The 20,789-nt window shown below is 65.0% G+C and carries 14 protein-coding genes; 8 read left to right on the top strand and 6 right to left on the bottom strand.

Going from position 1 to position 20,789, the window contains the following annotated elements; translation table 11 throughout:
- Window positions 1-11: 11 nt before the first annotated feature.
- The 5 genes from ACQRBR_RS11290 (at window position 12) to ACQRBR_RS11270 (ending at window position 6,320) form a co-directional block, all read left to right on the top strand.
- Entirely contained in the window at window positions 12-1,274 is a 1,263-nt protein-coding gene (locus tag ACQRBR_RS11290; RefSeq protein WP_006007786.1) for a sulfite exporter TauE/SafE family protein, read from the top strand.
- A gap of 2 nt (window positions 1,275-1,276) precedes the next feature.
- A complete protein-coding gene (locus ACQRBR_RS11285) occupies window positions 1,277-2,005 on the top strand; it encodes a hypothetical protein (RefSeq protein WP_303879482.1) in 729 nt (242 codons plus the stop codon).
- Window positions 2,006-2,486: 481 nt separating this feature from the next.
- Window positions 2,487-3,686 (top strand): tyrosine--tRNA ligase, encoded by a 1,200-nt coding sequence (gene tyrS / locus ACQRBR_RS11280; RefSeq protein ID WP_006007781.1) that lies wholly within the window; start codon window positions 2,487-2,489, stop codon window positions 3,684-3,686.
- Between the two features lie 799 nt (window positions 3,687-4,485).
- Window positions 4,486-5,037: a hypothetical protein gene (locus tag ACQRBR_RS11275; protein WP_427812998.1), complete on the top strand. Its 552-nt coding sequence runs from the start codon at window positions 4,486-4,488 to the stop codon at window positions 5,035-5,037.
- 80 nt (window positions 5,038-5,117) lie between these two features.
- On the top strand, window positions 5,118-6,320 hold the full coding sequence (locus ACQRBR_RS11270; protein ID WP_427812997.1) for a bifunctional nucleoside/nucleotide kinase/histidine phosphatase family protein: 1,203 nt from the start codon (window positions 5,118-5,120) through the stop codon (window positions 6,318-6,320).
- A gap of 126 nt (window positions 6,321-6,446) precedes the next feature.
- On the opposite strand, the gene ACQRBR_RS11265 is transcribed toward ACQRBR_RS11270, so the two are convergent.
- Window positions 6,447-6,878, bottom strand: coding sequence for a MarR family winged helix-turn-helix transcriptional regulator (locus tag ACQRBR_RS11265; RefSeq protein WP_303879499.1), 432 nt, complete (start codon window positions 6,876-6,878; stop codon window positions 6,447-6,449).
- Between the two features lie 181 nt (window positions 6,879-7,059).
- Here ACQRBR_RS11265 and ACQRBR_RS11260 point away from each other — a divergent pair, with 181 nt between their 5' ends.
- On the top strand, window positions 7,060-8,283 hold the full coding sequence (locus tag ACQRBR_RS11260; RefSeq protein WP_239465028.1) for an MFS transporter: 1,224 nt from the start codon (window positions 7,060-7,062) through the stop codon (window positions 8,281-8,283).
- A gap of 182 nt (window positions 8,284-8,465) precedes the next feature.
- Here ACQRBR_RS11260 and ACQRBR_RS11255 read toward each other — a convergent pair whose 3' ends face one another.
- The 3 genes from ACQRBR_RS11255 to ACQRBR_RS11245 form a co-directional block, all read right to left on the bottom strand.
- A complete protein-coding gene (locus tag ACQRBR_RS11255; protein ID WP_427812996.1) occupies window positions 8,466-9,041 on the bottom strand; it encodes a GNAT family N-acetyltransferase in 576 nt (191 codons plus the stop codon).
- Between the two features lie 227 nt (window positions 9,042-9,268).
- Window positions 9,269-13,603 carry a translocation/assembly module TamB domain-containing protein gene (locus ACQRBR_RS11250; protein WP_427812995.1) on the bottom strand — a complete coding sequence of 1,445 codons (4,335 nt, stop codon included), beginning with the start codon at window positions 13,601-13,603 and terminating at the stop codon, window positions 9,269-9,271.
- The gene (locus tag ACQRBR_RS11245; protein WP_427812994.1) at window positions 13,603-15,747 is read right to left on the bottom strand and encodes an autotransporter assembly complex protein TamA; all 2,145 of its coding nucleotides are present in this window, start codon (window positions 15,745-15,747) and stop codon (window positions 13,603-13,605) included. The genes ACQRBR_RS11250 and ACQRBR_RS11245 overlap by 1 nt, the downstream gene beginning before the upstream one ends.
- A 92-nt stretch (window positions 15,748-15,839) precedes the next feature.
- Here ACQRBR_RS11245 and ACQRBR_RS11240 point away from each other — a divergent pair, with 92 nt between their 5' ends.
- Entirely contained in the window at window positions 15,840-16,187 is a 348-nt protein-coding gene (locus tag ACQRBR_RS11240) for a DsrE family protein (RefSeq protein WP_303879511.1), read from the top strand.
- A gap of 269 nt (window positions 16,188-16,456) precedes the next feature.
- Here the strand turns inward: ACQRBR_RS11240 and typA are convergent, their stop codons facing one another.
- Window positions 16,457-18,286 (bottom strand): translational GTPase TypA, encoded by a 1,830-nt coding sequence (gene typA / locus ACQRBR_RS11235; RefSeq protein WP_168934940.1) that lies wholly within the window; start codon window positions 18,284-18,286, stop codon window positions 16,457-16,459.
- Between the two features lie 67 nt (window positions 18,287-18,353).
- Window positions 18,354-19,184 (bottom strand): purine-nucleoside phosphorylase, encoded by an 831-nt coding sequence (locus ACQRBR_RS11230; protein ID WP_427812993.1) that lies wholly within the window; start codon window positions 19,182-19,184, stop codon window positions 18,354-18,356.
- A gap of 141 nt (window positions 19,185-19,325) precedes the next feature.
- On the opposite strand from ACQRBR_RS11230, the gene ACQRBR_RS11225 reads away from it, so the two are divergent.
- Window positions 19,326-20,765, top strand: a complete 1,440-nt coding sequence (locus ACQRBR_RS11225) for a biotin carboxylase N-terminal domain-containing protein (protein ID WP_006007747.1) — start codon at window positions 19,326-19,328, stop codon at window positions 20,763-20,765.
- Window positions 20,766-20,789 lie beyond the last annotated feature (24 nt).

The following is a 20,789-nucleotide window of genomic DNA, read 5'->3' as shown; positions in this document are numbered from 1 at the left end:
CGGGAGGAGTTATGAGTTTTGGCAGATCACTGTATCAATTTCTGTTAAGCAGCTCGCAGGCCTACGCCAAATGGGACCTGGAAGTCTCCACGTCCATCATCAAGAACCGCAAAAAGATGCTGTTCCTGCTGGCCCTGGCCGCGCCCATCCTGCTCGTGTGCGGTGCCGAAGCCTATGAAGCCCACGAAATGCTGGGCGGCAAAAGCGCGTATGCGCCGGCCTTCTACACCACCACCATTTTCCTGGCCTCCATCGCCGTCGGTCTGGCGGCCGGCCTCATCACCGGCTGCATCGGCGCCGGTGGCGGCTTCATCATCACCCCGGCCCTGATGGCCGCGGGCGTCAAGGGCATCCTGGCTGTCGGTACGGACCTGTTCCACATCTTCGCCAAGGCCATCATGGGCACCACCGTCCATAAAAAGCTCGGTAACGTGTCCGTCAAACTGGCCATCGCGTTCCTGGTAGGCTCCGGTGCCGGTACCTTCGTGGGCGGCGCCATCAACAAGGGCCTGTACAATGCCGACCCGCTGCTGTCCGAAATGTTCATCAGCACCATCTACGCCGTGCTGCTGGGCTTCCTGGGCTTCTACGCCCTGTTCGACTTCCTGAAAGCCACCCGCGGCACCCAGGCCGACAGCGGCGACGCTCACGGCGGCACCGCCGGCATGACCGGCCTTTCCGTCAAGCTGCAGAGCCTGAACGTGCCCCCCATGATCACCTTTGACGAAGACCTGGTGCCTGGTGGCCGTCGCATCTCCGGCTGGATCGTTGCCGCCGGTGGCGTGGTCGTGGGCATGCTGGCCGCCATCATGGGTGTGGGCGGCGGTTTCGTGACCTTCCCCATGTTCGTGTACATCTTCGGTGTGTCCTCCATGACCACCGTGGGTACCGACATCCTGCAGATCATCTTCACCGCCGGTCTGGCTTCCGTGGGCCAGTACGCCATTTACGGTTACGTGTTCTACACCCTGGCCGTGGGCATGCTGCTGGGTTCCCTGCTGGGCATCCAGGTGGGCGCTCTGACCACCAAGGTCGTAAAGGGCGTGCACATCCGCGGTTTCTACGCCGTGTCCATCATCTCTGGTTTCATCAACCGCGCCGCCACCCTGCCCAAGAAGCTGGTCGAAATGGAATACCTCGACTGGTCCATGTCTGTGGTGAATATCATCGAAGAAGTGGGCAACGTGATCTTCTGGGTGGTCGTCGCCTTCTTCGGCCTCTGGGTGTTCAGCAAGTTCTTCCTTAATCTCGGCAAGCTCAGAGGGGAGGCCTAATTATGCTTATTCATGAAAAAGGCCCCTTTGTCCGGGGTTCCATCCTGCTGATTTCGTTCCTGGTCCTGTTCTGTGTGCTGCTCACCCCCGTCATGCGTGACGAAAAGGGCAACCACCTGACCGGCCTCCAGTACGCCGATAACGTGTTCAACGAACTTTCCAAGGGTTCTTCCTACTTCATCCCCAGTGTGCGTGAACATGTGAAGACCGTGGAAAAGGTCAACGTCAAGGTCACCGTGACCATGAAGAAGGCCGATCTGGCCGAGACCGCCGTGCAGGTGCTGACCAAGGCCGGCATGACCGCCAGCGCTGACGGCGCCAAGGTCACCTACGAAGGCAACCTGGCCGCCATGCTGAACGCCGCCACCACCGACGCCGACAGCCTGTACCACAACGACGCCGAGACCGTGACCGCCCGTTACGACGGCACCCATGCCCTCAAGGCCGCCGCGGCCTGGTGGTATGTGCTGAGCCCCTCCATCAAGGAACTGCAGAAGCAGCGCCTGATCGCCGAGGCCCAGGTCGTTGACCAGGTCCTGCGCCGCGCCGTGGAACCCGGCAACAACTTCTACAGCGTGGAACCCGTGAAGGTGTCGGATCACATCTGGCTCATGAGCGGCATGCTGATCTTCTACGTCATCTACACGCTCTGGTATGGCTTCGCCATCTTCGAGCTGTTTGAAGGCGTTGGCCTTGCCATGACCAAGTCCAAGGTCAAGCAGGAAGGCTAGTTCCCGGTCTGGCCTTTCCAGGCGGGCAACGTCAGGCGCCGACGGGCAACCGTCGGCGCCTTTTTTATCCCCGTCCCCGGGCATTCCGAACAGGACCTTTGTTTCTTCCCTTTCGGCGACAGTCCCTGCAGGCGTTCCTTGTTCCTGCCCGCTCCTTGCCTGCCGCCCCGCCTGCCGAGGCCTTCCCGGCCTGCCCGCGGCTCTCCCCAAAAGACTCGACGCCGACTGTCCTCCTTCCCCACGGGCCCTACCGCGACGGAGCTGAAGCCGCGCGGGACGGCTGTTCCCCGTTCCCGCCATCCCTCACGCCCACCTGTCCGCTGCCTTCCCTGCCCCCCGGGGGCACGGCCTTTCCCTCCCCTGAGGCATGCCGCCCTTTTTCGTCCTTTTCCCCTGCGGGACATTGACACCCCCGCTTTGCCGAGGCTATCCTGCCGGGATAACGCCCGTAACGGGCCAACTCCACGCAAGGACAAGTTCGATGATGGATATTGATCGCCAAATGGCCGTGATCAAGCGCGGCGTGGCGGAACTGATTGACGAGAAGGAACTGCGCAAGAAACTGGAACGCGGCACGCCCCTGCGCGTGAAGGTGGGCTTTGACCCCACCGCTCCTGACCTGCATCTGGGCCACACCGTGGTCATGCACAAGATGCGCCATTTTCAGGAGCTGGGTCACCAGATCATCTTCCTGATCGGTGACTTCACCGGCCGCATCGGCGACCCCACCGGCCGCTCCGAGACCCGTCCCCCCCTGACCGAGGAACAGGTCATCGCCAATGCCGAGACCTACAAGAAGCAGGTCTTCAAGATCCTCGACCCCGAAAAGACCATCGTGGAATTCAACTCCCACTGGCTGGGCAAGATGGACGCCTCGGACTTCATCCGTCTGGCCTCCAGCTATACCGTGGCCCGCATGATGGAGCGCGATGACTTTGAAAAGCGCTTCCGTGAGCAGCGCCCCATCTCCATCCACGAATTCATCTACCCCCTCTGCCAGGGCTATGACTCCGTGGCCCTCAAGGCCGACGTGGAAATGGGCGGCACCGACCAGAAGTTCAACCTGCTGGTGGGCCGCAACCTCCAGGCCCACTACGGCATGGAAAGCCAGTGCATCCTGACCATGCCCCTGCTGGAAGGCCTGGACGGCGTGCGCAAGATGTCCAAGTCCTACGGCAACTACATCGGCATCGACGAAGCTCCCTCCGAGATCTTCGGCAAGGTCATGGCCATCTCCGACGAGCTCATGTGGCGCTACTACGAGCTGCTGTCCTTCAAGTCTCTGGAAGAGATCGCCACCCTCAAGGAAGACGTGGCCCAGGGCCGCGTGCATCCCAAGGCTGCCAAAGAAATGCTGGCCCACGAAATGGTCAGCCGCTACCACAGCGAAAAGGACGCCGACGAGGCTCGCCAGGGCTTCAATGCCGTCTTTGCCAGCGGCGGCGTGCCGGATGACGCCCCCTGCCACACCTGCGCCCAGGGCGACGACAGCACCCCGCCCGCCTTCCTGGAAGCCGCCGGTCTGGTCAAGAGCCGCGGCGAAGCCAAGCGCCTCATCAAGGAAGGCGCCCTGTCCGTGGACGGCCAGCGCTGCGACGACGCCATGTCGCCCCTGGCTGCCGGTGAATACGTCATCAAGCTGGGCAAGAAGCGCTTCCTGCGCCTGACCGTCACGGCCTAAGCTGCCGCAGCTGTTTTTTTGCGAGGGGGCGGGGGACTTTTGTGAACACAAAGTCCCCCGCCCCCTCGCGCTCCCCCACCCCTTCAAAAAACTTTGCTCTGGTCGTGCGCCGGTCCCCATCACCGTCTCACCGGCAAGGGCCTCCTTCCCTGATCATCCGGACCTGCGCACAAGATGCCCGCGCCGCCGGATTCCCGGCCGGACACCGGCCTCAGTGCAGACAGCCCGTATCCGCTTCTTGTTCCTCATTCCGGCAAGATCTTTGAGCCTGTCCTCCCGCCCCTGCATCCAGAGCGGCCCCGCCCTGCCTGTACTTCAACGCCCTCTGCTGCTCTCCTACCGCCACAGTCCAGAGCCTTCCCCATCACCTGCTCCTTGCCGGTTGTCATGGCAGGAGACGCAACACTCTCGGCAATTTGCAACAATACCCTTCATTCCCGGAGGGGCACCCGTCTGTTCCCTTTTCCGGCACGCCCGGATATCCCTGCCCTTCCAGACAACGGCGGGAACTGTCGTCCACACCCGAGCAAATTTTTTTTCGGGATTGGGGGGGTGAGGGGAGGGGCAGTTTTTGCCCCAAAAACGCCCATTCCCCCACGACAAACCCGCTTCCAATCCCCCGGTCGGCAATGCTATCCTGCGGCAGGAGTAAATTATGCGAAACACGCCCGTTAGTCCGCTGTGTGCGGCTTTTCTACTGGTGATGCTGCTGTGCCCTCTTTCTGCCGGTGCGGTACAGCCTCAAAAAAACATATCGTCCCCTCTGACCATCACGGTACAGGAGGCAGAACCAGGACAAATGCTACTTTTGGGCAGCAGCCCTGAAGACAGCGACCTGCGCGTGGGGGCCCTGATCTGCCGTCCTCTGGCCGAACAGGCGGTGGACAGGAAAAAAACAGGAGGCGGCCTGCGCCTGGACGTGCCGCTGGAATGGCTGGACGGTTATGTGGCGGCCCGCAGCGGCAAGGAAGATCTTCCCTTCCAGCTCTGGCAGCAGGGGGAGCAATGGACCTCCAGCCTGCCCATACGCCTGCATGACGCCTGCGCCGCGGCCCCCATGTCCCGCCTGACGGAACGCTGGCAGGCAGTGCGGGAAAAGCTATCGCGTCAAAAGCTCTCCCAGCCCTGCCGTGCCTTCCGCCAGCAGGGCGACAACTGGCTGCCGCTGGTCCTCTGGTGGGACGGCCATCAGGCCTTCAAGGAAGACCGCCCCTATCGCCCCCTGGAGCTGGGGAGCATGGCCGCCCAAAGCGACGCCCTGCAGGAGTGGTGCGGCAAGCATCCCGGCAAGCCGCTGAAAAAGGCCCTGGAACAGCTTGCGGCCCCCAAGGCGGCCCCTGCGTCCCGCTGACCGGCATGACGCTCGGCCCTGTCCAGCTCGTGGCCAGGCCGCGCTTGAGATCCGTACAGACCAACGCCCACAGGAGTCACATGCACAAGCTCTATCTCGTCATGGTGGGCTTGCCCGCACGCGGCAAGTCCCGTCTGGCCCGGCGCATCTGCGGCGGCCTGGCGGCTGACGGCTTCCGTTCAGCCATCTTCAACAACGGCGATGTCCGCCGCGAACTGCTGGGGGCGGAATCCACCCTGCCGGAGTTCTATTCCCCGGACAATGCCGAAGGACGCAGGATCCGCGAGGAGATCTGCCAGCGCAACCTGGTCCGGGCCAAAGAATGGCTGAACCGGGAAGGTGACGTGGCCATCCTGGATGCCACCAACGTCAGCCGCGCACGGCGGGCCTTCATAGAGCGCAGCCTCACGGATCATCCCGTTCTCTTTCTGGAATGCGTCAATGAAGACCCCGTGCTGCTCAATGCCTGCATCCGCAACAAGACCCGCTTGCCGGAATACGCAGGCTATACCGAGGACGAAGCACTGGCGAGCTTTGTGGGCCGCATCGGCTATTACGAAGCCATCTACGAACCTGTAGGCAAGGAGCAGTACTGGCTGTGCGTGGACACCATGTCCAGCCGCATCCTGGCGGAACAGCCCTGCGAAGGCTCCCCCTACTATCCCGCCATCCGCGAGATCGTGGTCAGCTGGTGGGTGCAGAGCCTGTACCTGGCGCGGCATGGCCAGACGGAATACAACGTGCAGGGCCGCATCGGCGGAGACCCGCCCCTGACGGCTAAGGGCCGGATGCAGGCCGAGGCCCTGGCCCTGCATCTGCGCGACCAGAAGCTGGACTGGGTGTTCACTTCCACGCGCATGCGCTCGCACGAGACTGCAGCCCCTCTGCTGCGCGGACGTCATGATACCCGTGTGATGGCCTTCAAGGAATTCGACGAGATATGGGCCGGGGATTGCGAAGGCATGAGCTACAGCGAGATCCGCGAGACCATGCCCGAAGTCACGGCAGGCCGTAACGCGGACAAGTACCACTACGCCTACCCGCACGGCGAAAGCTACGCCATGCTGCGCGAGCGTGTGCGGCGCGGCCTGCAGCGGGCCCTGTTCCTGGCCGGGGAACTGCCCGTGATGCTGGTGGGGCACCAGGCCATCAACCGAGTCATCCTCTCCTTGTTCCTGCGCCAGCGTGAGGAGGACATCCCCTACATCAACGTGCCTCAGAACCAGTACTACCACATCTCGCTTACGCCCCGCCGCAAGCTCATCGAGCGCATCAGCTACTAGGGCATGATGCCCTTCGGGAAGGGATGCGCCTTCCAAGCAAAAGCAGCCGCTGCCCCGGCATCTTGTATGTCCGGGCAGCGGCTGCTGCGTCAAAAGGGCTCCCCGCACGGGGTACCCGAAAATTTTCTAGCTCTCGGTACTGCGGTACTCGTGGGCCGAGGCCACCACGCGCTTGAGCAGGGCCTGCAGGGTGTGCTTCTCGTCCTCCGTCAACGGGCTGGTCACCGAGGCGTCCCAGCCCCGGATGATCTCCAGCACGTGCGGGTACACGTCCAGGGCCTTCTGCGTCGGGAAGACGGCGGCCGTGCGCTTGTCCTGCGGATTGACCTCACGCCGGATGAAGCCGCGCTTTTCCAGATGGGCCAGGGCACGGGTGACGTTGCTCTTGTTGATGTGGATGATGTCCGGCAGCTTGTCCTGGGTCAGGCCGGGCTGGCGGCAGATGTTCAGGATGAAAAGATACTGGCTGCCGCTGAGACCGTACGAAGCAAGACGCTTGTTCAGGTACATAAGGTAATGCCGGTTGGCCAGCGCGATCCACTTATAGGTCAGTTCCACAACAGCTCCAGAAAATTGATGTAGGTCACATACGTCGTTTTTTCATAGTCAGCCTTGCAGCGCCTTGCAAGGGCAAAAGCGCTCCGTCCGCCGGACAGGTTTTCTGCTTGACAAGAGAAAGCACCCGGACGTATATCGTTGCACACGCAACGGTATGGCGATATTTCGCCCAGGAATCCCTATGCCCACCCAACACAGATCCCGGCCCCGGACACAGGACCGCAGCACCGCCAGCACCGGCGAAGCCCTGCGCTCCATTTTCAACCGCAACTTCAATGTGGTCGCCTGCATCAACCTGCTGGTCATGACGGCCTATTACCTGATGTTCGTCACCAGCACGGCCTACGCGCGGGCCACCTACGGCGCCAGCCTCAGCAGCGCCGGGCTCACCGCGGGCATCATGGTCATCGGCTGCCTTATCGGCCGTTTCCTGACCGGCAACCTGCTTTCCCTGTGCGGCTGCCGTGCCATCCTTTTTGCCGGGCTGCTGCTCTATTCGGCCAGCATCGCGGCCTTTTTCTGGGTCCCCAACCTAGCCCTGCTCTTCGTGCAACGTCTGTGCATGGGCATGGGCGTGGGCATCATGGGCACGGCTACCGGTACCATCGTGGCCTATGTGGTGCCCCACCAGCATCACGGGCTGGGCATCAGCCTGTTCAGCATGAGCACGGCCTTCGCGCTGGCCCTGGGGCCCTTCCTGGGCATCCTCATCTCCCAGTATTTCAGCTATACCATCCTGGCACAGACCTGCCTGGGCATCGGGCTGGCCTGCATCGCCATCTTCTTCGGCCTGCACGACCTGCCGGAGATGCGCCACCGCCACCGGCCCTTCCTTGAGCTCAACAGCTACATCGACCCCCGTGTGGTGCGTTTTTCGCTGGTGGCGCTCATCACCTGCCTGAGCTACGGCTGCATCCAGGCCTTCATGACCTCTTATGCGGCGGAACGCGGCCTGACCGGCGCGGCCAGCCTTTTCTTCCTGCTCTACGCCCTGGCCGCCCTGGTGACCCGGCCCCTGACCGGCCGCCTGTTCGACCTGCGCGGCGAGAACATCATCTTCTACCCGGCCCTGCTGCTGACGGCCCTTTCCCTGACCATGATGGCCCACGCCAACAGCAGCTGGGTCCTGCTGGCCGCAGGATTGATCCTGGGCATGGGCTTCGGCAACTTCCAGTCCGCCGGGCAGGCGGTCTCGCTTTCGCTGGTGTCCAAATCCCGCTTTGCCCAGGCCACCACGACCTTCTTCATCTTCTTCGACCTTGGCATCGGTCTGGGGCCCTACCTGTTCGGCTTCATGATCCCCGCCGCAGGGTATGACGGCATGTATCAGACCCTGGCCTTCGTGGTCCTCGGCGCGGTGCTGCTGTACTACGTCCTCCACGGCCGCCGCGTGGCAGCCGCATAGATATCTCCTTCCCCAGAGAGACGGCATTGTCATTCTCCCGGACGATGCCAAAACGCCGGGTCCCCCCCGGCGTTTCCGTTTTTTTGAGCGGCCACGTCGCCGCTGTGTCCTCTGCGGAGCAAAAGCAGGATGCCGCCCCCTGTTGTGACGGCAGGGATGCGAGCCCGTTAAAAGGCCATGCGTCAGGCTGTTTGCCCTGCCCCGGCGCCCCCGGCCCGCACCCGGCGCAGATGCAGGAGCGGATACGGCTGCCCCGCCCCATCCAGCGGGGAGCGCCCTACCACCTCGAAGCCCCGGCGGGCATAAAATATCCGGGCCGCCGTATTCTGTTCATTGACGTCCAGCAGGATCTCGGGATGCCGGGAGCCGAAGTCCTCCAGCAGGGCCGTACCGATACCCCGGCCCCGCAGGCCCGGCTCCACGAAGAGCATCTCCACCCGCTGCTCCACGCTGCCCAGAAAGCCCGCCGGCAAACGCCCCTGAGAGGGACGGGGCACAGCCACCGTGCCCGCCGGTAAGGGGCCTTGCGCCGTCCTCGGCACACATTCGTCCCCGGCATCTCCGGCGGACGCGAGCTCCAGCCAGGCCAGACGTACGCGCTCCATGGCCGGAAGATAGACGCCCGGCAAGGCAGCCCCGATGGCCCGCAGATAGTCCTCCGCCACGAAGCCGTGCGTGGCCCGCACGTTGCGCCACCACAGGCACAGCAGATACGGCCAGTCCGCAGGACCGGCATCGCTGAAGGTCAGTCGTTCCATCCTCTATTCCTTGCAGGGATAGCACCAGCAGGGGGCCTCAGGCCTGTACGCTGCAGGTGCCCCACCCCCCCCGGATGCGTCCGCGGGCAGTGCCCGACGGCAGGCAAGGCAATCCGGCCGGACTTCTGACGGGAACAGCAACGCCATCGTTTCCAGGCCCCGGAGCGCCGTACGGCTGCCCATCGCAAGGGAGCGTCCGCAAGCGCCTCAGGCTGTCTCGGTGTCCGTCAGTAATTCATCTTCCACTGGACACCGGCGCTGGTGTTGTCCTGCTCCGTGCGGATGCCCGCCTTGCTGTGCGGGGTCAGTTCCAGTTCCATGATGACGGCGGTGCTGTCCGGCTCCAGGCCCTGTTCCACGCCGAGATAGATCTTCTCGCCGATGAACTTGCCCACTTCCAGGCTGCTTTCTTCATCCCCGCTCTCCTTGTCCGTGGCGGAATTGATGCGCAGCACGTCCACGCCCAGCACCGCGCGGCCCAGATCCAGGACGCCCAGGCCGCCGGAACCGAATCCGGCCAGACGTGCCACGGCGGCGGCCAGACGCAGGCTTTCGAAACGGCCCAGCTCGCTGGAGCCGCGTCCGAACATGACCCGCGAGATGATCTCTTCCTGCGGCAAGGAGGGCGTACTGCTCAGTTCCAGCTTCATGCGCCGCACGGAGCCGCTGACGCGCACGTCGGCCGTGATCTCCGGCACTTCGTAGCGCAGGGTCACGTCCAGCAGGGGATTGGAGACCGCCCCGCCGTTGAAGGAAATGGTGCTGGGGCGCAGGGTGAAGATCTTGGAGAGCAGGTCGAACTGCCCCCGTACCGAGCGCACACTGCCGATGACCAGCGGATCGTTGAGGGCCCCGCGCACGCGCAGACCGGCCTGCCATTCACTCTCCAGCCCGTGGCCGTTGACGGCGATATGCCCGGGCGCCCGGACGCTCACGTCCAGGGAGCCGCGTCCTTCCTTCTTTTCCGTGACCGGTTCCGGGGCCTCGCTGGTTCCCTCCACGGGCAGGGTGGTCACGCTGCTGCCGGTGAGGCGGTTGAGATTGACCTGGGCCTCGTCGATGGTGATGTCCGCCGCCACCTGGGGCGCCATGAGCGTGCCCTTGACCGAGGCCGTGCCCGACAGGGTCGCCTGGATGTCCGCGCGCCGCAGGGGGCGCAGACGCTTCATGGCGGCATCCAGATCGAGCCTGCCGCCTTCGGGATGCAGACTGCCCGCGGCCGTCACCAGGCCGCCGCGCCCGTCGCTCATGGAGGCCTCCACATGCACGGGCTCCAGCTTCAGGCCCTTGCCGCTGCCCGCCGTCACCGAGGCCTTGATGTCCGTCAGCAGGATGCCCAGGGCCAGATCCTCATACCGTCCGCCCGCGATCTCCAGCCGCCCCTTGGCCGTAGGCACGGCAAGACTGCCGGCCAGAGCCAGATGCATGTCCAGGCGTCCGGTCACGCGGCGGTCGGCCACCGGCACCAGACGCCAGAGCGGGGCCAGGTCACCCTGCCAGTCCAGACGCCCGGAAAGCGGGGCCTTCATGTCCGGCAGGGGCAGGCCGTTGGCGGAAAAATGCAGGGGCAGGCGGACTTCAAGACCGGCCTGCTCCGCTCCCAGGGCCTGCCGGGTGGAGGGAGGCAGTTCCAGCCGTGTGTCCAGACGTCCTTTGCCGTTGCTGCCGCCCAGCTTGCCCGTCAGGGCCAGATCCAGCGGCGGCAGGGAGCTTTGCGGGACTTCCAGTCGCCGCACGTCCAGCCGGAAGGTCCCGGCAGGGGCCGCTGGGCTGCCGTGCAGGCGGCTCTGGAAAGCCAGCGCGGCCGAAGGCAGGCCCGGCACTACCGTCCGCCACGGGGCAAGATCCATGCTGTCCAGCGTCAGGCGCACATCCATGGCCGCGGGCTTCAGGCTGGCCGTGGCCCGTACCCGCCCCGCAGGCGCGATGCGGGCATCCAGACCACGCAGGGAAAGACCGTCCTTGTCCAGCACCAGGGCCGTCCCTGCCTGCAGGCGCAGGCCCACGCCCTGCTTGAGATGCAGGTCACACACGGGGATGTCCAGCCTGTCGCCCTGCCAGCGAAGACGCAGCTTGGCCCGAATGTCTCCGGCGCAGGCCAGTTCCGCTTCGAGCGGGGTCGCCAGTTCGCCCTTCAGGCCCACGAGCACCCGCTCCAGACGCAGACCGGCCGCATGGAGCTGGCGCACGTCCAGGCGCTGTTCCAACTTTCCCCGGCCGAAAATATCGTCGATGCGCAGATGCTGATGCAGCTCGCGCAGCAGCAGACGCTCGCCTCCCCTGTCGTGCAGGCGGAGGAAGCCCACGTCGGCATCCAGACTGAACCACTGTTGCCAGTCCCGGCTACTCAGGAAGGCCGGATCGGCCAGTCCGGCCACAGCCGCCAGCGGAAGTTCTTCGGCTTTGTCCGGGGCACACGGCAGACCGCCCGCACGCAGCATCAGACGGACAGGCCGGTCATCCTTCTTTTCCAGGCGCAGGCCCGGTGACCAGTAGTCCAGCACCCGGCCCAGCGCGGCCCAGTCTTCTATCTCGCCGTACAGCGAGGCCCACAAACGCGGCCTTGTCCCGGGATCGGGGAACAGCCGGGCCAGCAGTCGCGCAGGGACAAAATCGCTGCCTACGATGGCCGGGGCCGGAGGGACGGGGGCTGCGGCGGCATCCGCAGCCGAGGCAGGAACAGGGGCCGCCGGAAGGGCCGCTGCGGGCTGTCCGGCCGTATCCGCAGGAGCCGGGGGCGTCCCGGCCTCTCCCACCGCAGGGACCGGGGCCTGCTTTTCCGCCGAAGCAGCAGGAACGGCAAGCATCTCCTGCGGGGCATCGGGCAGCAGGGCCAGCAGGGCACCGTCCAGACGGGCACCGGCGCCGTGCAACTCCAGCTGCGGCAGGCCCAGCAGCCAGGCCGCGCCGTCATGTCCGGCCCGCAGGCGCAGTTTCGTGGAGATGTGGTCTTTTCCGGTGCGCACCTGCAGGGAGAGCGGCAGTTCCACCTCGCCTTTGGCAGCCAGCTGCGGCCACGGCAAAGCCTCTCCGCCTGCCAGCAGGGAGAAATCGTTGACGGCATGTCCGCCTAAGTCCAGCGTGGCACAGGCCAGTTCCAGACGGGGCTCGGGCGCACCGGGACTGCCCTTCACGCCGACGTCCAGACGCAGGGCATCGCCCAGGGGCGCCAGCAAGGCCCGCGCCTGGGGCAGCAGGGCCGCCGCATCCGCAGCGGAAGACACGGTAAGCGAGCAATCCAGTGCCAGCGGCGAGGCCAGCGCATCCGCAGCGGTGGCAAGCTCCAGCGTCCCCTGGCCGCGCAGCCGCACGGCCCCGGCATCCGCCTGCAGGGCCTCCAGCGCCAGCACGGGGCGCTCACCGGGCAGCAGGGCCAGCTCCACCCTCAGGGACGACGCCTGCCCGGGCGTCAAAAGCAGAGCCAGCGGCGCGGGCAGCCACTGTCCTGCCGCTTCCGTCAGGAGGGGGGCCGTATCCGTATTTTTTTCCTGCGCAGGAACAGGACCGGCTTCTTGTGCCGGGGCCGCCGCCGGAGTCATCCCGGGCGCTGTCACACCGGATCCGGGAGCGGGCGCAGCGGCGGAAGGCGTCTCCTCAGTGGCCGAAGCAGCGGCTGCCGATGCGGACGCCAACTGCCACGAGGCCTGGAGACCGGCCCGGGCCGTTGTCCCGCTCAGGGAAAAATCAGCTTCGGCTGTCAGGCACAGCGAGATTTTCAGCCCCTCACCGACGCGGAGGGCGCTTTCCACGGCGGCCACAGCCACGGACAGGGGCGGCGCCGGGGGAGCCCCGGGCGTCATCGCCTCTTGTGCAGGGGCAGGCGCAGCGACGGCAGGGACCGGGGGCGTCTGAGCATCCGCAGGCACACTCCCCGTTCCGGCCGAAGCCGCCGCGTCCTGTGCTGCCTGCCCGGAGGCATCCACCAGCGTGCCGGACGAACTGCCGTCCAGTACGGCCGAGCCCAGCCACAGGCCATCCAGTGCCACGTCACGCACATGCAGGGAAGGCAGCCAGCCCGGCAGGGAGGCCGTGATGTCCAGCGCGCTCCGCAGGCTCGTCTCCAGCCCGGCCAGCGTCTCGGCCAGCGGCGGGGAGGGCTCGTCGGGAGAGGGAGGCAGCTGGGGCAGGCGATACAGAGAGGGGTGTTCCAGGCGCAGGTCGAGCGAGATGCCGGGCGGGAAGACGGACAGACCCACGTCCACACGCGCCCGGGGCACATCCAGCCAGAGGCCCCCGGCATCACGCATACGCAGGGCGCATTCCATCTCCAGCGGCAGGGCCCCCTCCAGACGGATCAGCTCCAGGGAAAGGCCCTGTTCGGCCAGGGGCGGAGCCAGCAGGGCGTCGGCTTCCTGCCGCAGCCAGTCCTGCCCGCCGGGCGTACGCAGCCACCAGACCGCTCCGGCCCCGGCCAGCAAAGTCAGGAGCACGAAAAGCAGCAGGCACGGCAGGACACGGCGCCGGAAAAAGCTCCTGCGCACGGGCGCTGCCCCTTCCGAGGGAGCAGGGCCCGACGGCCGGCCGTCAGGGACAACAGGGGGAGTGCCGGATTCGCTGGCCATCAGAAGCTCTGTCCTATGCTGATATAGAGTTGCAGGGGGGGATCACCGTCCACGGGATTGAGGGGCGTGGCCACGTCCAGACGCACCGGGCCGATGGGCGTGTAGTAGCGCAGGCCCAGGCCCGCGCCCCAGCGCATATCGCCGAAGATCTGCGGCAGGGCGTCCTCGTAGACCATGCCGCCGTCCAGGAAGGGCACGATGCCTATCTCGTCGGTGATCTTGTAGCGGGCCTCCAGATTGACGATCTGGTAGGAACGACCGCCGCTGGGGTCGCCCTTGTCGTTGCGCGGGCCGATGGCCTGATAGGAATAGCCGCGCACCGAACCGGCACCACCGGCGTAATAGCGCAGCGTGCTGGGCAGGTTGTTCATCTCGGCCCCGGCCATGCTGCCGCCGCGCACACGGGCCGCCAGCACGAGTTTGTCGTCGATGGCCCCCTTGCGCGGACCTTTGCGGAAGGGGGCGTAGTAGAACATGCCTTCCACTTCCGTGCCCAGGGCCGTGAAAAAGCCGTCGTAATAGCCGAAGATGGGTTTGGAATTGATCTCCAGCACCGAGCCGCGCTTGGGATTGATCTTGTTGTTGCGGCTGTCGCGCACGATGCGCAGGTGCGGGCCCACGAAACTGTAAGGCTCGTTGGTGCGGTCGTCCTCGGTGAGGGCGCCGCTGTCGGAAGAGGCGCCCACCCCCACCCACCAGTAGGGGCTTAGGCGGCGCTCGATACCGGCGCCCACGCGCAGGCCGCGCCGGTCGTAAGCATCGGTGAATTCCTGCAACAGGGAGGCTTCGCCCACCAGCTTCTGGTCGCGATCCAGAAAGGCCGGTTTTTCGAACGACGCCTTCAGCCCCTGCTTTTCGGGCGTGATGGGCAGGGAGACCACCAGCTTTTCCCCGTTGCCGAAGAAGTTGCGGTGTTCCCATTCCCCTTCCACGCCGATACCGGAATCGGTCTCATAGCGGGCAGCGGCGCTGACCGAGCGCGGCGGCCCTTCGCGCACCACCAGCTGCACGGGCAGCACCACCATGCCGTCCTTGCGCGGCGAGGGCACGTCCTTGATGTTGCGCTGCCGTACCATGCTGAACAGGCCCAGGCCGCGGAGCTCGTCCACATAGTCCTGCACCCGGCTCTCGTTCCAGGGCTCCGTCCCGGCCTTCCAGGGGGCGCGTTCGCGGATGTAGGTCGTACTGACGTCCTTGTTGCCCTCCACCACGATCTCGCCCAGCAGAGCCGGAGGACCGGTATCCACCACGATCTCGGCATTGAGGGTACGGGCCGCGCGATCGAGGAAATAGCGCTGGCTGCTCACCTGGGCCAGCGGATAGCCCCGGCGGCGCAAGCGTTCGGGCAATTTTTCCACGGCTTCCAGCATCTGGTCGGCCGTGACGGGTTCGCCGGGGGTGACCCCGCGCAGGGTATCGGGAAAACGCGGGGGCGGGGTCGCTTCGCGGGCCTCGTCGCCCCACAGGGCCCCCAGGCCGCTGTACGGCGCCCGCCGCTTGCCGTGCTTGAGGGCCGCGGGCACGACGGGGACAGGTTCATAGCGCACCGAGGCCCGGCCCAGCACATAGCGGGGGCCCGGCGTCAGCTGCAGGCGCACCGTGACCGGTTTGGTCGTGCTGTCCATCTGAAAGGTCGCCGTGCCGTCATAATAGCCCTGGGAATGCAGCAGCTTGACCGCCGTCTCCACATCGCCCCGGGCCCGGCGCTCCAGGCCCAGCAGGCTGTCCGGCGGATCGGAACGCAATTGCTCCAGCTGGCTCAGATCGCGCATCTTGTCCGACAGGCCGCTGTTTCCCCTAGTAGCAGACGGCGCGGCTCCCGTCCCTTCACGGTCGGGGGCATCCGCCTGCGGGGCTGCCGGTCCGGCCTCGTCGTCCTCCTCCGGGCTGCCGCCCAGGGGCACGCCCTCGGACTCCCCGTCAGGATCCGTGGCCGCAGCGCGTTTTTCAGCCGCCGTGGCGCGGCGTTCCCCCTCCACTTCGATGGACAGCTTGTAGGGGATGCGCTCGCCCTGTGCGGCGGGCATCTTGGTCCCGCCGTCATCACGCAGTTCTCCGGCGGCATCGCCGAACAACAGGCCGCAGCCCCCCAGCAAGAGGCAGGCCATGAGCAAAAAAGAAAAAAGGATATATGTTCGGCGCATAATAATCCCATAGCCGCAGTGAGACAGCTTGGCAAGACAAATCCCCTTTGTTACCATGAAGTTATTCAGTTCTTTTTTTCAGGAGTCTCCCCATGTCGTATGATCTCTGCCTCCATGTGGACGCCAATGATCCCGCTGTGCTGGCCTTTGCTTTCGTCAATGCCCGCAACTATCTGAACGGCCTGCCCGGCAAGGAATTCGAGCTGGTGATGGTGGCCAACGGCCCGGCCGTCAAACTGTTCGTGCCTGCCCAGACCGAACTGCAGAAGACCGCCGAGGAACTCATGGCCCGCGGCCTCAAGCTGCGTCTGTGCAAGAATGCCCTGGATGCCAACAAGATGACCGCCGCCGACCTTTGGCCCGGTTGCGAAGTGGTGCCCGCCGGCCTGGTGGAAATCGTGGAGCTGCAGAACAAGGGTTTCGCCTACATCAGACCGTAAGCCCATTTTTGTCTGCTATCCGCAGCTGTTGACGTCAAAGGCCCTCCCCAGGCTCAGAAAAATCCTGAAGAGCGCTTCACGCCCCTGAGCCGTAACCTATTCCCAGCGTCGTCCTGCTGTCCCGCAGGGACTGGTCTCCTGTCCGTCACGCGATCAACGCTGGTAGTGATTTTCCTATACCTTCCAGGCCTGTCCGCCTGAAAAAGAAAAAGGGCCGGCAGACATGCGAACATGTCTGCCGGCCCTTTATGCATCCGGGATAAGGAGACCTAGGCCTTCTTCTTGGCCCCGGCCATCTGGTAGCGCTTCTGGGCGGAGAGTTCCACCTTGCGCAGGCGCAGGGACACGGGGGTCACTTCCACCAGCTCGTCCTCACGCACGAAGTGCAGGGCGTGTTCCAGGGTCATCTTCTTCACGGGGGTGAGGATGACGTTCTCGTCCTTGCCGGCGGCGCGCAGGTTGGTGAGCTTCTTTTCCTTGGTGGCGTTGACGTCGATGTCGTTGTCACGGTTGTGCTCGCCCACGATCATGCCCTCGTAGACCGGATCGCCGGGCTCCACGAACAGGGTGCCGCGGGGCTCCAGGTTGAACAGGGCGTAGGCCACGGCATTGCCGGGACGGTCGGCCACGATGGAACCGGAATAGCGGGTGGGGAAGTCGCCGCGCCATTCTTCATAGCCTTCCAGATAGGAGTTCATGATACCGGTGCCCTTGGTATCGGTGAGGAACTCGTCGCGGTAGCCGATGAGGCCGCGGGAAGGCACGGAGAACTCCAGACGCACGCGGCCGGTACCGTTGTTGGTGCAGTTGAGCATGCGGCCCTTGCGCTGGTTGATCTTGTCGGTGACCACACCCATGAAGACTTCGTCGCAGTCCACATACAGGTGCTCGATGGGCTCCAGGGTCTTGCCGTTCTCGTCCTTCTTGAGGATGACCTCGGGACGGCCCACGGAAAGCTCGAAGCCTTCGCGGCGCATGGTCTCGATGAGGATGGCCATCTGGAACTCGCCGCGGCCCTTGACCAGGAAGGCGTCCTTGTCGGTGGTGTCTTCCACGCGCACGGCCACGTTGCGCAGGCATTCGCGGTTCAGGCGGTCGCGGATCATGCGGCTCTGCACCAGCTTGCCTTCACGGCCGGCCAGGGGCGAGGTGTTGATGCCGAAGCGCATGGCCACGGTGGGCTCGTCCACGCGGATGCGCGGCAGGGCGCGGGGATTCTCGCGGGTGCAGATGGTGTCGCCGATGGTCACGTCCTCGATGCCGGCCACCACCACGATGTCGCCGGGCTGGGCCTTGTCCACTTCGGCCAGCTGCAGGCCTTCATAGACCTGGATCTTGGAGGCGCGCAGCGGGCGGGCCTGACCGTCTTCACCGATGCAGGCCAGGCTCTCGTTGGCGTAGATGCTGCCGTGCATGATGCGGCCCACGGCCAGACGGCCCAGGTAATCGGAGTAGTCCAGGTCGGCCACCAGCATCTGGAAGGGCTGCTCGGGATCGTAGGAAGGACCGGGGATCTTTTCGAGGATGGTCTCGAACAGGGGGGTCAGGTCCTTCTGCTCGTCGTCGATGTTGCGCATGGCCACACCGGCGCGGCCGATGGCGTAGAGCACGGGGAATTCCAGCTGCTCGTCGCTGGCGTCCAGATCGATGAACAGGTCGTAGACCTCGTTGAGCACTTCATCGGGACGGGCGTCCTTGCGGTCGATCTTGTTGATGACCACGACCACGGGCAGACCGGCTTCCAGGGTCTTGCGCAGTACGAAACGGGTCTGGGGCAGCGGGCCTTCGGAGGCGTCCACCAGCAGGATGGCGCCGCTGGCCATGGAGAGCGAACGTTCCACTTCACCGCCAAAGTCGGCGTGACCGGGGGTGTCGATGATGTTGATCTTCACGCCGTTCCAGTGCACGGCGCAGTTCTTGGCCGCGATGGTGATGCCGCGTTCGCGTTCCAGATCCATGCTGTCCATGACGCGGTCATCGACCTGCTGGTCTGCTCGAAACACGCCGCTCTGACGGAAAAGGGCGTCCACCAGGGTCGTTTTGCCGTGGTCAACGTGGGCGATGATAGCCACGTTACGAAGTTTGTCATTCTGCTGCATAGTTCTGTCTCGCTCTGGTAAAAAAATCGCCCCGGAACGTTGCCGGGGCGCATGGTTTACGCGATTTTTACAACTTTGTCACCACCGCTTCCACAAGGCGGCCCAGGTCCTTCCCGGCCCGGCCGGCCACGGCGATGACTTCTTCCAGCGGCGCGGGCCGCATGCAGTCGGGCAGGTTCTTGTTGGTGAGGCAGGAGATGCCCAGCACGCGCAGGCCCATATGGCGGGCGGCGATGACCTCCAGCACGGAGCTCATGCCCACGGCATCGGCGCCCCACTGGCGGAACATGCGGGTCTCGGCGGGGCTTTCCATCTGCGGACCGCGCACACCGATATAGACACCGCGCTCCAGGCGGATGCCCAGATCGAGCGCGCACCGGCAGGCCAGGTCGCGCAGGCCGGCGTCGTAGATGGCGCTCATGTCGGGGAAGCGCTCGCCCCAGGCATCATGGTTGGGTCCGCTCAGGGGAGAGACGCCGGTAAAATTGATCTGGTCGCTGATGCACATGAGCCCGCCCGCATCGAACTGCGGGTCCAGGGCACCTGCCGCATTGGTGAGGATCAGGGTGTCCGCACCCAGCCCGGCCATGACGCGCACGCCCATGCAGACCTTGTCCGGCCCGAAGCCTTCGTACAGATGGCAGCGGCCCTGCTGCACCAGCACGGTGCGGCCGCCCAGACGTCCCAGCACGAAGGCCCCGGCATGGGAGGCCACCGTGGACACCGGGAAGCCCGGAAGATCGGCATAGGGGACGCTGACCGTGTCCTCCATACGTTCCACGAGCCCCGAAAGACCGGTGCCCAGAATGATGGCCGCATCGAGCCGGGAGGGCAGCGCGGCCCCCAGACGCTGGCGCAGCGCCGCCACCGCAAGCTGGACTTCTTCCCAGTTTTGCATAGAATTGACCCCCTCAGATATTGAAGACCAAGCCGATATGCTGTAGTAGCTCTTGTTTTTCAGTCGCAAAAGCGAACCGCTTTATAGCGTGCTGACGCCCATTCCACAAGAGCGGCACAGCACCGCCCTCAGGAGACCGCCTTGGAGACCAGCCAGAAAGACTCTTTGCAACAACACAAGGTTCTCGTCGCCAACCGCGGCGAGATCGCCATACGCATCATGCGGGCCTGCCGCAAGCTGGGTGTGGCCTTTACTGCCATCTTTACCGCCGAAGACGCCGCTTCGGGCCATGTGCGCTACGCCCGTGAGAACGGCGGCGAACGCAGCCTGTTCCGGGTTTCTTCCTACCATGACGCCAACGAACTCATGTCCGTGGCCGACCAGGCCGGCTGCACGGCCGTGCATCCCGGTTACGGTTTCTTCGCCGAGGACTTCCGCTTTGCCCGTCGCGTGACCAAGCGCGACCGCAAGATGATCTTCATCGGCCCCTCGTGGAAGATCATCCGCGAGCTGGGCGACAAGATCAACACCAAACGTCTGGCCCGCAGCCTGGACGTGCCCACCGTTCCCGGTTCCGACCGCCCCATCTATGACGAGATGGAAGCCGAACGCATCGCCCGCAGCGTGTTCGAGTTCCAGGTGCAGCAGGGCATCAAGCGTCCGCTGGTGCTGGTCAAGGCTTCGGCCGGCGGTGGCGGCATGGGCATCGAGGAAGTGTACGACATCGACAACTTCCGCTCCGTGTACCGCCGCATCCGCAACTACGCCCTGCGCCAGTTCAAGGACGAGGGCGTGCTCATCGAGCAGCGCATCACGGACTTCAACCACCTGGAAGTCCAGATCGTGTCCGACCGCAGCGGCAAGAACCCCGTGCACTTCGGCACCCGCAACTGCTCCATCCAGTCCACCGGTCTGCAGAAGCGCGTGGAAGTGGCCCCCGGCTTCGTGCCCGCCCAGATGGACTACAGCTTCGATGCCGCCAAGGTGCTGCAGGACATCGTCCACTACTCCCTGACCATGGCCCGCAAGGTGGGCTATGACAACGTGGGCACCTGGGAATGGATCGTCACCCGCCAGGGCGAGCCCTTCCTCATGGAAGTGAACACCCGCATCCAGGTGGAGAACGGCGTCTCGGCCCGCATCTCCAGCATCCGCAACCACGAGGGCCCCGTGGACCTCATCGCCGAACAGATCCGCATCGGTCTGGGCGAACCCCTGGGCTACACCCAGGACGACGTGACCTTTGACGGCGTGGGCATCGAATACCGCCTCATCGCCGAAGACCCCGAGCACGGCTTCACCCCCTGGGTGGGCCGCATCGAGCGTTTTGCCTGGAAGGAAGAGCCCTGGCTCACCATGCTGACCCACGTGCCCACCGATACGCCTTACGAGATCCCCACCGAATTCGACCCCAACCTGGCCCTGGCCATCATCTGGGGCAAGGATCTGGCCGAGGCCCGGGAACGCGGCGTCTCCTTCCTGGACAACCTGCACCTGGAAGGCCGGAACAACGCCGGTGAAGCGCTCAAGTCCAACGTGGACTTCCTGCGGGCCAACACCGCCCGCACCCTGCGCTTCTAGCTGACGGGCCGCCCCGGCGGTCCC

This window comes from Desulfovibrio sp. SGI.133 (genome assembly GCF_050313955.1).
GTDB lineage: Bacteria > Desulfobacterota > Desulfovibrionia > Desulfovibrionales > Desulfovibrionaceae > Desulfovibrio.
Note: the sequence above shows the minus strand (reverse complement) of the source record. Positions and strands in the feature narration are given on the sequence as shown.

Coding starts and splice junctions, on each gene's coding strand:
- ACQRBR_RS11290 (WP_006007786.1), top strand. CDS start 12: ATGAGTTTTGGCAGATCACTGTATCAATTTCTGTTAAGCAGCTCGCAG.
- ACQRBR_RS11285 (WP_303879482.1), top strand. CDS start 1,277: ATGCTTATTCATGAAAAAGGCCCCTTTGTCCGGGGTTCCATCCTGCTG.
- tyrS (WP_006007781.1), top strand. CDS start 2,487: ATGATGGATATTGATCGCCAAATGGCCGTGATCAAGCGCGGCGTGGCG.
- ACQRBR_RS11275 (WP_427812998.1), top strand. CDS start 4,486: ATGCTACTTTTGGGCAGCAGCCCTGAAGACAGCGACCTGCGCGTGGGG.
- ACQRBR_RS11270 (WP_427812997.1), top strand. CDS start 5,118: ATGCACAAGCTCTATCTCGTCATGGTGGGCTTGCCCGCACGCGGCAAG.
- ACQRBR_RS11260 (WP_239465028.1), top strand. CDS start 7,060: ATGCCCACCCAACACAGATCCCGGCCCCGGACACAGGACCGCAGCACC.
- ACQRBR_RS11255 (WP_427812996.1), bottom strand. CDS start 9,041: ATGGAACGACTGACCTTCAGCGATGCCGGTCCTGCGGACTGGCCGTAT.
- ACQRBR_RS11250 (WP_427812995.1), bottom strand. CDS start 13,603: ATGGCCAGCGAATCCGGCACTCCCCCTGTTGTCCCTGACGGCCGGCCG.
- ACQRBR_RS11245 (WP_427812994.1), bottom strand. CDS start 15,747: ATGCGCCGAACATATATCCTTTTTTCTTTTTTGCTCATGGCCTGCCTC.
- ACQRBR_RS11240 (WP_303879511.1), top strand. CDS start 15,840: ATGTCGTATGATCTCTGCCTCCATGTGGACGCCAATGATCCCGCTGTG.
- typA (WP_168934940.1), bottom strand. CDS start 18,286: ATGCAGCAGAATGACAAACTTCGTAACGTGGCTATCATCGCCCACGTT.
- ACQRBR_RS11230 (WP_427812993.1), bottom strand. CDS start 19,184: ATGCAAAACTGGGAAGAAGTCCAGCTTGCGGTGGCGGCGCTGCGCCAG.